This is a genomic window from Streptomyces sp. NPDC048257 (genome assembly GCF_043201855.1).
Classification (GTDB): Bacteria; Actinomycetota; Actinomycetes; order Streptomycetales; family Streptomycetaceae; genus Streptomyces.
In genome coordinates, this window is the sequence record NZ_JBICZI010000013.1 from 86314 (window position 1) to 99492 (window position 13179).

Sequence of the window (13179 nt, forward strand, 5' to 3'; positions counted from 1 at the left end):
GGACCGGCGTTCCCCCGAACGAACGTGAGCCGGTTACTCGCTCGCGATCGCGTTCAGAACGTTCATCCGCCCTGCCCGGAAGGCCGGGACCAGTGCGGCGAACAGCCCCACGAAGGCCGAGGCGGCGAACACCCCGAGGATCGTCGGCCACGGGATCTCCAGCACCTTCAGGCCCTGGAGCGCCAGCAGCTGCTGCGCGCCGATCCCCCAGCCCATGCCCAGGCCGAGGCCGAGGAGGGCGCCGAAGAGGGCGATGACGACCGACTCCAGGCGGATCATGCGGCGCAGCTGGCGGCGGGAGAGGCCGATGGCGCGCATCAGGCCGATCTCACGGGTCCGCTCGACCACCGACAGGGCCAGGGTGTTCACGACGCCCAGGACCGCGACGATGATCGCGAGGCCGAGGAGTCCGTAGACCATGTTCAGCAGCTGGCCGACCTGGTCCTTGAGCGCCTGCTTGTAGTCGGCCTGGTTGAGCACCTTGTACTGGGGGTACTCCGCGAGCGCCGCCTTGACCGCCTTGTACGCGGCGGCGTCGGACTGGCCGTCCTTCGCGGTGGCCAGCAGCATGAAGGGGCGCGGCATCCGGTCGGCCGGGACGTTGGCCTCGGCGACGGCGGTGCTGATGTACTTCATGGTCTTGTCGAGGTTGCCCTCGTCGCTGGTGATGGCCGCGACCTTCAGCTTGACGGTCTTGCCGCCGGTGAAGGCGACCGTCAGCTCGTCGCCGAGCTTGATCCCGTGCGCGGTGGCGTATTCGGAGCCGACCGACATGGAGTCCTTGCCGTACGCCGCCGCGTGCTCGCCGGCGACCATCTTGCGCCGGATGTCCTGGGCGTACGTCGGGTCGGTGGCGCCGAGGCCCACTTCCTTGTCGGTGGTGCCGTCGGGGGCGGTGACCTTGGCCTCCACCTCCCGGTAGGCGGTGACGTGGTCGAGGCCCGGGGTGGCGCGCAGCGCCTGCTCCGCCTGCGGCAGGACCGGCTGGCCCGTCGTGGAGTTGACGATGTAGTCCGCGCCGACCGACTTGTCGAGCTCTTCGGTGGCGGAGGCCACCATGGAGGAGCCGACCACCGAGAGGCAGGCGACCAGGGCGAGGCCGATCATCAGCGCGGCGGCGGTGGCGCCGGTACGGCGCGGGTTGCGCAGGGCGTTGCGCTCGGCGAGGCGGCCGACGGACCCGAAGGGCCGCAGGACCACGCCGGACAGGATCCGTACGACGCCCGCGGCGAGCAGCGGGCCGATCACGATGAAGCCGATGAGGGTGAGGACGACGCCCAGGGCCAGCCAGAGCGATCCGGGTCCGGCCTCCTCGGCGGCCGTGGCGAGGAAGAGCCCCGCGCCGCCGATGCCCGTGAGGACCAGGCCGAGGACGGCGCGGACGGCGCCGGCCTTCTTGTCGCCCGGGGTGCCGGACTCGCGCAGGGCGGCCATCGGGGAGACCTTGCCGGCCCGGCGGGCCGGGACGAAGGCGGAGACGACGGTCACGACGACGCCGAGGAAGATGCCGATGACCGGGGTGGTCCAGGCGATGGTCAGGTCGTCCGTGGACAGGTGCATGCCCATGGAGCCCATGAGCTCCATCAGGCCGATGGCGAGGCCCACGCCCGCGCCGACACCCAGGACCGAGCCGACGATCCCGAGGAGGAAGGCCTCCAGGACCACGGACTTCAGGACCTGCCCGCTGTCGGCGCCGATGGCGCGCATCAGGCCGATCTCGCGGGTGCGCTGGGCCACCAGCATCGAGAAGGTGTTGAAGATCAGGAAGATGCCGACGAGGAAGGCGATCCCGGCGAAGCCGAGCATCACGTACTTCATGACGTTGAGGAAGGAGCCGACGTCCTTGCGGTTGGCGTCCGCGGCTTCCTTGGCGGTCTGCAGCTTGTAGGTGTCCGCGCCGACGGCCGTGGCGATGTTCTGCTTGAGCTGCTCGTCGGTCACCCCGTCCTTGGCGGTGACGTTGACGTGCGTGAAGGAACCGGGGGAGCCGAGCAGCGCCTGCTGCGAGGTGGCCGTGTCGAAGTAGACGACGGCCGCACCCGGGTTGGTCACGGTGAAGGTGGCGATACCGCTGATCCTGGCGCGGATGTCGCCGGTGATGGCGATGGTGCGCAGCTCGTCCCCGAGCTTCAGGTGGTGCTTCTCGGCGGTGTCGGCGTCGACCATCACCTCGGTCGGGCCGCGCGGTGCGTTGCCCGAGGTGATCTTCATGGACTTGAGCTCGTTGTCGCTCCAGTTGCCCGCGATGGTCGGGGCGCCGGTGGTCGAGCCCATGTTCTCGTTCTTGGAGTTGACGACCGTGACGGACATCGACACGACGCCGCCTTCGGCGGTCTTGACGCCCTCGGCCTTGCGGACCTGTTCGAGGGCCGAGCCGGACAGCATCTCGGGCCTGCCGCGGTCCGGGGATTCCTCCCCGTCCTTGGCCTCCTTCGGGCCGACGGTCACGTCGGAGCTGGTGACGGCGAACAGCTTGTCGAAGGTGGTGTTCATGGTGTCGGTGAACACCAGGGTGCCGCAGACGAAGGCGACGGAGAGCAGGACCGCCACGGCGGAGAGCATCATCCGGCCCTTGTGGGCGACGAAGTTGCGCCGCGAGGTCTTCAGGACGGTGTTGCTCATGAGGTCCGCCCGCGCGCGTCGAAGTCCTTCATGCGGTCCAGGACCTGGTCGGCGGTGGGCCCGTACATCTCGTCGACGATCCGGCCGTCGGCCAGGAAGATGACGCGGTCCGCGTAGGAGGCCGCCACCGGGTCGTGCGTGACCATGACAATCGTCTGGCCGAGTTCGTCCACCGAACGGCGCAGGAAGCCGAGGACCTCGGCGCCCGCCCTGGAGTCCAGGTTTCCGGTCGGCTCGTCACCGAAGATGATCTGCGGGCGGGCGGCGAGGGCGCGGGCGACCGCCACGCGCTGCTGCTGGCCGCCGGAGAGCTCCGTCGGGCGGTGCTTGAGCCGGCCGGCGAGGCCCACGGTCTCCACCACCCGGTTCAGCCACTCCGCGTCCGGCTTGCGGCCCGCGATGTCCATGGGGAGCGTGATGTTCTCCAGGGCGTTGAGCGTGGGCAGCAGGTTGAAGGCCTGGAAGATGAAGCCGATCCGGTCGCGGCGCAGCTGCGTGAGCTTCTTGTCCTTCAGCCCGGTGATCTCGGTGTCGTCCAGGTGGATCTGTCCGCTGGTCACCGTGTCGAGACCGGCGAGGCAGTGCATCAGGGTGGACTTGCCGGAGCCGGAGGGGCCCATGATCGCGGTGAACTGGCCGCTCATGATGTCCACGTCGACGTCGTCGAGGGCGACGACGCGCGTCTCCCCGGAGCCGTAGGCCTTGACGACCTTGCGTGCCCGGGCCGCGACGGCTGCATGCCCTCCAGTACCCCCGTGCCTGGTTTCGGTCATAGCCGTTGTCACGGTCTTTCTCCTTCTTCGAATGCGTGCGTCTGTGTGCGTCCGCGTCTGCTTCTGCTTCTGCGTCGGCGTGTGCCTGCGTGCGTTGGGGCTGTGCGTCGCCGTCATGAAGTCTCCGCCGGGCGGAGGCACGGCGCGCTGGTGCCCATCGCCGTATCCGCCCGGGGGTTAACCCCACCCCCCGGCCCTTCGGTTCGTAGGTTCCAGTTAAGGAGACATCGGGCCACCACACCTCCTCCGCCGGGAGGAAGGGCCCCTGGCCCCATGTACGGAGAGACCCCTAGGGGATCTGCACCCTTCGGCGTACGGACCCTGAGGGATACCGCCCGGTGCGTGGCGGTGAGATGGTGTTCCCCGCAGGTAGGTGCAGGGGGAAGGAATCTCGGGTGGCATCGGCGGAGAGCACGGGCGCGAGCCCCGACGGCATACCCGCGAGGCGTCCGGGCCCCCCGCCCGGGTCCGGGGTTTCGGCCAAAGGCGCGACCGGCGGCGCAGGCACCCGCACCCCCGCGGACGAGCCGGCCGCGGACAGGTCCGCCGCGCGGCCGCCGGCCCCGGTGGTCGCCTCGCTGATGCTCGGCATGGCCCTCGTCGCCCTCGACAGCACCATCGTGGCCACCGCCGTCCCGCAGATCGTGGGCGACCTCGGCGGCTTCTCCGTCTTCGCCTGGCTCTTCTCCGGCTACCTGCTCGCGGTGACCGTCACCCTGCCCGTCTACGGCAAGCTCTCCGACACCTTCGGCCGCAAGCCCGTCCTGCTCTTCGGCATCGCCCTCTTCCTCGTCGGCTCACTGCTGTGCGCCTCCGCCTGGAACATGGCCGCCCTCATCGCCTTCCGCCTCGTCCAGGGCCTGGGCGGCGGCGCCCTCCAGGGCACGATCCAGACCCTGGCCGCCGACCTGTACCCGCTCAGGGACCGGCCGCGGATCCAGGCCCGGATGTCCAGCGTCTGGGCCATCTCGGCCGTGGCCGGCCCGGCGCTCGGCGGGCTGCTCGCCTCGTACGCGCACTGGCGCTGGATCTTCCTGATCAACCTGCCGCTGGCCGGCCTCGCCCTGTGGATGATCACCCGGCACCTGACGGAGCCCGTACGGTCGCCCGGGCGCCGCGGTCCGGTCGACTGGGCGGGCGCGCTGGGCGTCTTCGCCTGCGGCGGACTGCTGCTCTTCGCGCTCGTCCAGGGCGGGGTCGCCTGGCCCTGGCTGTCCGCCCCCTCGCTGGGGCTGCTGGGCGCGAGCGCGGTGCTGGCCGCGGTCGTGGTCCGGGTGGAGCGCCGGGCCGAGGAACCGATCCTGCCCGGCTGGGTGTGGCGCCGGCGCACCATCGCCGCCGTCAACCTGGCCCTGGGGGCGCTCGGCCTGCTGATGGTCGCCCCCATGGTGTTCATGCCGACCTACGCACAGTCCGTGCTCGGCCTCGGCCCCGTCGGCGCCGGCCTCGTCATGTCGGTGATGACCCTGAGCTGGCCCGTCAGCGCCGCCCTCAGCCAGCACGTCTACCGCCGCATCGGCTTCCGCAACACCGCGGCCGTCGGGATCGCACTGGCCGCGGTGATCCTGTACTCCTTCACACTGCTGCCCTACCCGGCCCGCCCCTGGCAACCCGCGCTGATCATGCTGCTGCTGGGCGCCGCCCTCGGCCTCTTCCAGCTCCCGCTGATCATCGGGGTCCAGTCCACCGTGGGCTGGGCCGAGCGCGGGACCACGACGGCCTCGGTGCTGTTCTGCCGGCAGGTCGGCCAGAGCGTGGGCGCCGCCCTGCTCGCCGCCGTCGCCAACGCCACCATCGCCTCCCGGCTGGCGGACGCCCCCGTACCCGGCCTCCCGGAGCACCTGGACGACGTGGCGAAGGCGCTGGAGCACCCGGGCCTGCTCCCCGGCGCCGCCGCCGACTACCTGCGCGAGGCGGTGGCGGCCGCCGTGGAGCACATCTTCCTGGGCGCGAGCGCGGTCGCCGTGGCCGCACTGCTGATCCTGCTGCTGGTGGCACCGCGCCGGTTCCCCGTCCTGCCGGAACCGGGCGAGGACTAGCTAGGGGGAGTCTTGCCGATCGGGCCGGATCAGGGAGCGGCGGCGGGCGCCGAGGATCGAAAGGCGGAGGAGGGAGACGACGCGGAACGTCGCCGACCGAGGAGAACGCGCCGAGGCGCGGCGCCCGGTGCCGCGAGCCCGGCCTGATCTGCGAGACACTCCCTGACCAAGGGGCCTTGCCGCGACGCGAACGTGACACGGAGAGTCGCCTTGTCATGGCCAGGCCATTAGGTGACCCTCGTGCCAGGACCGTTTCCGGGGGGACGACGACATGGCATCCGCACTCTGCGCACTCGTATTACTGGCCGCGCTGGCCGGCCCGATCTGCCTGCGGCTCCGCCGCAGCCCGGCCTTCATCACCGGCCGCGACGGCCGCCTCTCCACCTCGACGGCCCTCGCCCTGGCCTGGACGGTGGTCCTGCTCTGGCTGCTGCTGGCGATCCTCGGCTACGGGCTCACCGCGGGCGGCGGGGTCGCCTACTTCCGGGGCGGCCACGGCCCGCTGGCCCCCCTGACGACGGTGTACCTGCCGCTGCTCGGCGGCCCGTACCTGGCACTGATCGCGGCCAAGACGGTCGTCGGCCTGCGGGTGGAGCACGGCAGCCTGGCCAAGCCCGCCGCGAAGCCGACGCGGTCGGGCCGTCGGCCGCTGCGGGAGCTGATCGCCAACGACAGCGGGCGCACCGACCTGATGGACCTCCAGTACGTCGCGCTCAGCGCGGTCACCATGCTCTACGTGGTGCTGTTCTTCCTCGCCGACGTGGGCGGCGGACTCCCGCGCCTGCCCGACGAGATGTGGGCCCTGACGGGCGCCCCGGCAGGCGCGTACCTGGTCAACAAGATCGCCATGCGGGCCAACCCGGTGATCACGCACGTCTCGCTGACGGACGGCCGGCTGACGGTCGAGGGCGGCGGCTTCACCCCGGACCCGGCGGGCCCCCCGACCCTCCTCACCGTCGACGACACCCCCGTCCCGGCCCAGGCCGACCCCCTGACGGGCGCGCTGACCGCCACGCTCACGGACCCGGGGACACCCCCGTTCACGGTGGTCGTCACGGCCCGGGGCCTGCGCAGCGACCCGTACCGCTACGCGTCCCCGTCGAAACCGGCCGTCCCGACCCAGCAGCAGCCGACGGGCTGACCCGTGCCCGCGTCCCGAGTCGAACCGCCGTGGCGCACACCCGCCCGGCCCGATCGACAAGACGCTGCCTGAGCCCTGTCCGGGCGATCTCCGCGGGCCCGCGCTGATCGCCCGGACAGGGCCTAAAGGGCGTCGCCCTTGTGACGGGCGTAGTAGCGGGCCACCCGGGCCCTGTTGCCGCAGACCGAGGCCACGCACCAGCGGCGCCGGGGGTGCGCCGGCAGGAAGAGCAGGACGCAGTCGTGGGCCTCGCACTCACGCACCTGCGCCACCCGCGGGTCCGTCAGGAGTTCCGCGGCCGCCTCGGCCAGCTCCGCCGCGAGCCGCCGGGCCGGATCGGCCGGCCGGTGCGCGGCCGCGCTCAGCCCCGCCCCCTCGGTCCAGGCCAGCACGCGGTGCGAGGGCGCCGCGGACAGGGCCTCGTTCAGCACGCGCAGCGACCCCGCCGGGGGCCGCTCACCGCGCCGCCCGGCTTCGAGCGCCGCGCGCGCGGCCTCCCGTACGGCCCGTACGGAGGCCACCTCGGCCGCGCCCACCGCGCCGACCGGGGTCAGCCGCCCGGCCTGCGCGGCCAGCCAGGCCGCGAGCCCCGCCGGGCCGGCGACGAGGTCGCCCTCGGCGGTCTCGGTGTTGAGGAGGTCCAGCGCGAGGGGCTCACCGGTGAGCGGAAAGGTCACTGTCACCCGACTAATGCTACTCCAATCCCTTGACCCATTAGTGATCATCGGCAAGACTAATGGGAACGAGGCCCCAGGAGGCATGTGATGACCGCTCGCCGTACCCTTCCCACCGTCCGGCACCGCACCGTCGACGTGGACGGAGTCCGCGTCGCCTACCGCGAGAGCGGCCCCGCCGACGGACCCGTCCTGCTGCTCCTGCACGGCTTCCCCACCGCCTCGCACCAGTTCGCCCGCCTGATGGACGCCCTCGGCGACACCCCGTACCGCCTGATCGCCCCCGACTACCCCGGCTTCGGCCGCACCGAGGCCCCGGCCGGCTTCACGTACACCTTCGACCGGCTCGCCGACACCGTGGAGGGCTTCACCGACGCCCTCGGACTGGACCGCTTCGCCCTGTACGTCTTCGACTTCGGCGCCCCGGTCGGACTGCGGCTCGCCACGCGCCGCCCGGAGCGGGTGACCGGCCTGATCGTCCAGAACGGCAACGCCTACGAGGAGGGCCTCTCCGACGCGGCCCGCGAGTTCGCCGGGCTCCGGCGCGAGGTCCCCGGCCACGAGGACCGCGTCCGCGGCCTCTTCACCCTGGAGGGCACCCGCTTCCAGTACGAGACCGGCGTCGCCGACACCGACCTCCTCTCCCCCGACAGCTGGACCCTCGACGTGCACCACCTCGGCCTGCCCGGCCGCGCCGACGCGCAGGCCGACCTCGCCTTCGACTACGCCTCGAACTTCGCCCACTACCCCACCTGGCAGGCCTGGCTGCGCTCCGCCCGGATCCCGGTGCTCGTGGTGTGGGGCGCGGGTGACCCCTTCTTCACCCCGGCGGGCGCGAAGGCCTACCTCCGAGACGCCCCGCACGCCGACGTCCACATCTTCGAGGGCGCGGGCCACTTCGCCCTGGAGACCCACCTCCCGCAGATCGCCCCGCTGATCGAGGACTTCCTCGATGCGGTGGCGGGGGGCGGAACGGTCACCTTCACGGACTAGGGGTTCTCTTGTCGGTCGGGCCGGATCAGGGAGCGGTGCCCGGTGCGTGCGGTCGCAAGGCCGAGGAGGGAGCCGACGCGGAGCGTCGGCGCCCGGCGAGAACGCAGCGAGCGTGCGTGCCGGGTGACCCGAGCCCGGCCTGATCGGCAAGACACCCGCTAACCCTCGGCCGGAGCCCGGCCCGTCAGGGCCGCCAGGCTCGAGCGGACGTGGTTCATGTGCGCCCTCATCTCCCCCGCCGCCTCCGTGTGCTCGCGCAGGATCCGCCGCGTCTCGCGCTCGATCCGCTCCTCCGCCACCCGCGCGCCCGCGACCAGCTCCGCGGCCCGCGCCTCCGCGTCCTCCTGCCCGTGCCGCGCCGACTCCTCCGCCTCGGCGAAGTCCCTTCGGGCCTCCGTCAGGCGGGACTCGACGTACCGCTCCAGCTCCGCATGGCGCGCCTCCAGCTCGGCCTCGCGCACCGCCAGCTCCCGCTCCGCCGTCTCCCAGCGCTCCGCCTCGTCCTGCTCGCGCTCCGCCAGCTCCGCGTCCGCCCGCCGCCGCGTCTCCACCAGCGCGGCCGCCGCCTGGGCGCGCCACGCCGCCGCGTCCTCCCGCGCCTGCGCCCGCAGGTCGTCCGCCTCGCGCTGCGCCCGCAGCAGCCCCTGCCGGGCCCGGACCTCGGTCTGCTCGCGCACCGCCTCCGCGTCGCCCCGCGCCAGCTCGGCCGCCCGGTCGGCGCGCGCCTCGGCCGCACCCAGCGTCGCGGAGGCGTCCACCCGCGCGTCCGCCCGTACGGCGTCCGCCTCCTCCTCCACCAGCAGCAGGATCCGGCGGGCGCGCTCGCTCAGCTCGTCGTACGTCTGCGGAGCGAGCGCCGAGACCGTCTCCCGCAGCCGCGCCGCCTCCCCCTCCATCTGCTTGGCCAGGACCGTCAGCCGTGCCACCCGCTCCCAGGCCTCGTCCCGGCTCCCGGAGAGCCGGGTGAGGTACCGGTCGACCTCTTCCATGCGGTAGCCGCGACCGCGCACGGTCGCAATGGGTGCACTCATCCTGGATGCGCCTCTCTCGCGGGGATTCCCGTCAAGGATGCGTCATTTGATCCCAGAAGCCCGAATGGCCGGGCCGAGACCCTGTTCGAGGGTTCCGGCCCGGCCATTCAGTCGATCAACCGGTCAGCCGATCAGAGCAGTCCGTCCCACATCTGCTCCAGCAGGACCGACCACCAGTTCTCCGGCGAGGACAGCGCCGCGCTGTCCAGCCCCGCCAGGTTGGCCTGGAAGTCGACCGTCCAGCGGCCCGCCTGCTCCGGCGTCAGATGCTGGCGCAGCCGCCACATGTGACCCATCATCGCGAGGGACCGGGCGAACTGCGGCAGGCTCGAGTTCACGAACTGCGGCGGCACCGGCGCACCACCGGGACCGGCCTCCACCGGGACCGCCACGATGTGCGCCGTGCCGTACTGCACGCACAACGCCTTGCCGAAGTCGCTGCCGACGACCAGGTACGAGCCCGCGTCCGAGGCCGGCTGCACCTGTCGCTGCTGCGCCAGTTCGGCCAGCGTCGGCACCGGCTGGCCCGGCACCGCCTGCGCCCAGAAGAACGGCCCGAAATCGACGGGCAGGCCCGACCACATCAGCGTCTGCGCCACGATCTCCGGCACACCCTGACGGGACACGGCCCGCTGGTCGAAGCGGAACACGCCCTGCGGACCGAACGCCGCCGCCAGCTCCTGCCCGATCGCCTCCAGCGGGATCGCCGGCTGCAGCGGGACCTGCGGCAACGGCGCCCGTACCGGCGCGGGGCGCGCCGGGCCGTCCGCCACCTGGTGCAGCTCGCCCTGGTGGGTGAGCAGGTGCCGCATGCCCTGCTGACGGCCCGCGTGGTCCTTGCCGTACGGGGCCACGCTGGTGATCCGCACCTGCGGCCAGGTCTCCCGGATCATCCGGGCGCAGTAACCGCCGGGCAGCTCACAGGACTCCAGCTCGGTGTGCAGCTCCAGCACCTGCTGCGGCGGCACGTTCATGGCGCGCAGCTCGTAGAGGATCTGCCACTCCGGGTGCGGGGTACCGGGCGCCGAGCGGCGGATGAGCTGCTGCTCGGAGCCGTCGGGCGCGCGGTAGCGCAGCACGGCCTGGTAGCCGGGGCCGACGGTGGGCGCGCCGGTCGGGACCGGGGGCTGCTGCGCGCCGGGGCCGGGCGCGCCCGGCGGCGGGCCGGGGGGCGCGGGTGCCTGACCCATGGCGGGGCCGGCCAGCATCGTCGCGGCGTGGTCGATCCCGCCACCGGGAGTACCAGGGGCACCGGGCGCACCAGGAGCACCGGGGGCACCAGGAGCACCCGGCGGACCGGGCGGCTGCGGTACGCCGGGACCCGCGAGCATGGTCGCGGCGTGATGGGCCCCGCCACCGGGAGCACCGGGCGGGCCGGGAGGCCCCGGCGGCTGACCGGTCACGGCCGGACCGGCGAGCATCGTCGCGGCATGGTCCAGCCCACGGCCCAGCGACCCGGGAGCGCCCGGCGGACCGGGAGGCGCCGGCGGCTGACCCGCACCCGGAGCACCCGGAGCACCCGGAGCACCCGGAGCACCGGGCGGACCCGGAGGCGCCGGCGGCCGGCCGGTCACGGCCGGACCGGCCAGCATCGTCGCGGCATGGTCCAGCCCACGGCCCAGCGACCCGGGAGCCCCCGGCGGACCGGGAGGCGCCGGCGGCTGACCCGCACCCGGAGCACCCGGAGCACCCGGAGCACCCGGAGCACCGGGCGGGCCGGGCGGGCCGGGCGGCTGCGGAACACCGGGACCGGCCAGCATGGTGGCGGCATGGTGCGCTCCACCGCCGGGAGCCCCGGGAGCCCCGGGCGGACCCGGCGGCGGCGACGACTGACCCGCGCCCGGGCCGGAGCCGCCCGGCCGGGAGACCTGGGCCTTGCTGGTCGGCGCGTCCGCGATGTCACTCGCCGAGGACCCGCCTCCCGGCACGTCCAGCGCGGGCACGATCGCGGTCCTCGGCAGCTGGCTGCCGCCCGCCATCAGCGTGGTCTTCGCCTCCGGAGCCACCCCGGAGGACGGCGCGTCCTCCAGGTCCGACCCGGACAGCGGCGGCGCGAACACGGTCGCGGGCAGCGGTACGGACGCGTCGTCCGCACCGGAGTTCACGTCGGTGCCCGCCCAGGGCGTGGCACCGATCGGCACCGCGGCCGCGGCCGCGGCCGGGGCCGGTCCCGTCGCCGGAACCCCGTCGTTGGCCGTGGGCTCGTAGGGGATCTCGCCCCCGCGCCGCAGCGGCACTGCGTCCACGGCCGCCGGAGCGGCGGGAGGAGCCGATACGGGCGCGGGCGCGGCGTCGACGGGCGCCGCCGGAGCGGGAGCGGGAGCCGGCGTCGGCGCCGACCTCGGTGCGATCCCCGCCCGGTCCGCGGCCTCCTGCAGCCACTCCGGCGGACTGAGCATGAACGACGTCTGCTCCGAGTCGATCCGCGGCGGCGGAACCGACGCCTCCGAGACCGCTGCGGCCACGGCCCCGTACTCCTCCTCGTACCGGCGGATCACCTCACCCACCGGCAGTCCCGGCCACAGCGTCACCTCCCCGCTGTCCCGCGCGATGACCAGCCGCTGCCGCCCACCACCGGACACGGGACCGGCCGCGCGGTCCTCCGCCCACACCACGAACCCGAGCCCGAACTCCCGTACGCGCACCTCGCGGTGCTGGTACGCGGGCACGTCTCCGTTGATCCACTCCTCGGCGCGCTCCTGCGCCTGCGCAAAGGTCACCATCGCGCGCTCACCCCTCCACCGGTGCGGAACCCGCCACCGGAACCGAACGTGCGAATCCGCCGTCCACCATCAGACCGGCCACCGTCTCCAGCTCCGGCGGGTTACCGGCCAGCCGCTCCAGAAAGGCGTCGAAATCAGCACCGCACGGCAGCAGCAGCCGCTCCACCCGCTCCTGGACGGACCAGCCGTCCCGGTCGCGGGCGTCGTCGTACGGGGAGAACCACACCGAGCCGATGGCCTCGCCCTTCACCTTCAGCGCGATCAGCCCGCCCTGGGCGAAGGCCACGCACAGGTAGTCCTTCGTCAGGTGGTCGCGCAGACACTTGTTGACGTACACCAGGTCATTGATCGCCGCCTCCTCACGCACCGTGAAGAACGGCTGGTCCACCAGCAGACCCAGGTCCACGTCCAGGCCCGCGCCCACCGGCGCGCAGCCGCCCGCGGCCTTCAGGAAGGAGCGGTACGCCTCCGGCAGCCGGTAGCCGAGGTCCTCCTCGACACCCTGGACCTGCTCCTCGGCGACCGAGACCACCGACTTCGGCAGCCCCAGGTGCGCCGGACGCACTTCCTGCAACGGCCGCGTCCCGCGCTTCTCGTGGTCCACCGGAGCCGTCGTCAGGCCCGCGTGGTGCCGCAGCAGCGCCTTCACCTCGACCGGGACCAGCTCCATGCGCCGCGAACCCGACACGTGGTGCCAGGTCCAGCCGTGCGGGGTCGCCACCGGCCCGACCGTGTCCCACAGCTCGTGCCCGGCGGCCTTCATCGCGGCGTTCGCGGACACGTAGTCCGTCAGCCGCAGCTCGTCCACGCCGAAGCCCTCCGGCGGCTCGGCGATCTCCACCGCCGCGCGCGCGTACGCGGAGAAGTCCGGATGCCCATTGCCGTCCATCCGCACCCCGTGAGGATGCCGAGCGGCCCGGACCGGGTCCGGGAAATGCACGACCTGCCCCGAGTAAGCGGCGTTGGGTGGCGCGGCCTGCTGCCCGAGCCGACCTGTCGTCATGGCGGTAGCCCCCTGCTGGATCTGGCTGGTTCACCACAGCCTATGCGCTGGGGCAAGAGCCTCACCCGCACCCGACCGGCGCACCCGCCCGAGGGCCAGGAACATCCGAATTGATACGAATATTCGACCCCGCTTCCGCATGACAGGTGACGTTTGGCAGGCTGTCCCCGCAGCACGGGG

At 73.2% G+C, this 13179-nt stretch carries 9 protein-coding genes; 3 read left to right on the plus strand and 6 right to left on the minus strand.

Annotation, left to right across the window (positions count from 1 at the left end; all coding sequences use genetic code 11):
- Positions 1–33 precede the first annotated feature (33 nt).
- A complete protein-coding gene (locus ACGFZK_RS23850; protein WP_393850878.1) occupies positions 34–2622 on the minus strand; it encodes an ABC transporter permease in 2589 nt (862 codons plus the stop codon).
- The gene (locus ACGFZK_RS23855; RefSeq protein WP_245385273.1) at positions 2619–3395 is read right to left on the minus strand and encodes an ABC transporter ATP-binding protein; all 777 of its coding nucleotides are present in this window, start codon (positions 3393–3395) and stop codon (positions 2619–2621) included. The genes ACGFZK_RS23850 and ACGFZK_RS23855 overlap by 4 nt, the downstream gene beginning before the upstream one ends.
- Positions 3396–3790: 395 nt before the next feature.
- Here ACGFZK_RS23855 and ACGFZK_RS23860 point away from each other — a divergent pair, with 395 nt between their 5' ends.
- Together ACGFZK_RS23860 and ACGFZK_RS23865 are read left to right on the plus strand one after the other, a co-directional pair.
- Positions 3791–5434 carry an MFS transporter gene (locus ACGFZK_RS23860; protein WP_393850879.1) on the plus strand — a complete coding sequence of 548 codons (1644 nt, stop codon included), beginning with the start codon at positions 3791–3793 and terminating at the stop codon, positions 5432–5434.
- Between the two features lie 271 nt (positions 5435–5705).
- Positions 5706–6575, plus strand: a complete 870-nt coding sequence (locus ACGFZK_RS23865; protein ID WP_393850880.1) for a hypothetical protein — start codon at positions 5706–5708, stop codon at positions 6573–6575.
- 122 nt (positions 6576–6697) lie between these two features.
- On the opposite strand, the gene ACGFZK_RS23870 is transcribed toward ACGFZK_RS23865, so the two are convergent.
- Positions 6698–7258 carry a CGNR zinc finger domain-containing protein gene (locus ACGFZK_RS23870; RefSeq protein WP_393850881.1) on the minus strand — a complete coding sequence of 187 codons (561 nt, stop codon included), beginning with the start codon at positions 7256–7258 and terminating at the stop codon, positions 6698–6700.
- Positions 7259–7339: 81 nt separating this feature from the next.
- On the opposite strand from ACGFZK_RS23870, the gene ACGFZK_RS23875 reads away from it, so the two are divergent.
- Positions 7340–8242: an alpha/beta fold hydrolase gene (locus tag ACGFZK_RS23875; protein ID WP_393850882.1), complete on the plus strand. Its 903-nt coding sequence runs from the start codon at positions 7340–7342 to the stop codon at positions 8240–8242.
- Positions 8243–8400: 158 nt separating this feature from the next.
- Here the strand turns inward: ACGFZK_RS23875 and ACGFZK_RS23880 are convergent, their stop codons facing one another.
- From ACGFZK_RS23880 to ACGFZK_RS23890, 3 genes are all read right to left on the minus strand, one after another.
- A complete protein-coding gene (locus ACGFZK_RS23880; RefSeq protein WP_393850883.1) occupies positions 8401–9273 on the minus strand; it encodes a cellulose-binding protein in 873 nt (290 codons plus the stop codon).
- 131 nt (positions 9274–9404) lie between these two features.
- Positions 9405–11996, minus strand: coding sequence for an SUKH-4 family immunity protein (locus ACGFZK_RS23885; protein ID WP_393850884.1), 2592 nt, complete (start codon positions 11994–11996; stop codon positions 9405–9407).
- 7 nt (positions 11997–12003) lie between these two features.
- Positions 12004–12999, minus strand: a complete 996-nt coding sequence (locus ACGFZK_RS23890; protein WP_393850885.1) for an SMI1/KNR4 family protein — start codon at positions 12997–12999, stop codon at positions 12004–12006.
- Positions 13000–13179 lie beyond the last annotated feature (180 nt).

Excerpts from the sequence above, each read along its gene's own strand:
- ACGFZK_RS23880 (WP_393850883.1), bottom strand. The coding sequence starts at position 9,273 with ATGAGTGCACCCATTGCGACCGTGCGCGGTCGCGGCTACCGCATGGAA.
- ACGFZK_RS23885 (WP_393850884.1), bottom strand. The coding sequence starts at position 11,996 with ATGGTGACCTTTGCGCAGGCGCAGGAGCGCGCCGAGGAGTGGATCAAC.
- ACGFZK_RS23850 (WP_393850878.1), bottom strand. The coding sequence starts at position 2,622 with ATGAGCAACACCGTCCTGAAGACCTCGCGGCGCAACTTCGTCGCCCAC.
- ACGFZK_RS23875 (WP_393850882.1), top strand. The coding sequence starts at position 7,340 with ATGACCGCTCGCCGTACCCTTCCCACCGTCCGGCACCGCACCGTCGAC.
- ACGFZK_RS23865 (WP_393850880.1), top strand. The coding sequence starts at position 5,706 with ATGGCATCCGCACTCTGCGCACTCGTATTACTGGCCGCGCTGGCCGGC.
- ACGFZK_RS23890 (WP_393850885.1), bottom strand. The coding sequence starts at position 12,999 with ATGACGACAGGTCGGCTCGGGCAGCAGGCCGCGCCACCCAACGCCGCT.
- ACGFZK_RS23855 (WP_245385273.1), bottom strand. The coding sequence starts at position 3,395 with ATGACCGAAACCAGGCACGGGGGTACTGGAGGGCATGCAGCCGTCGCG.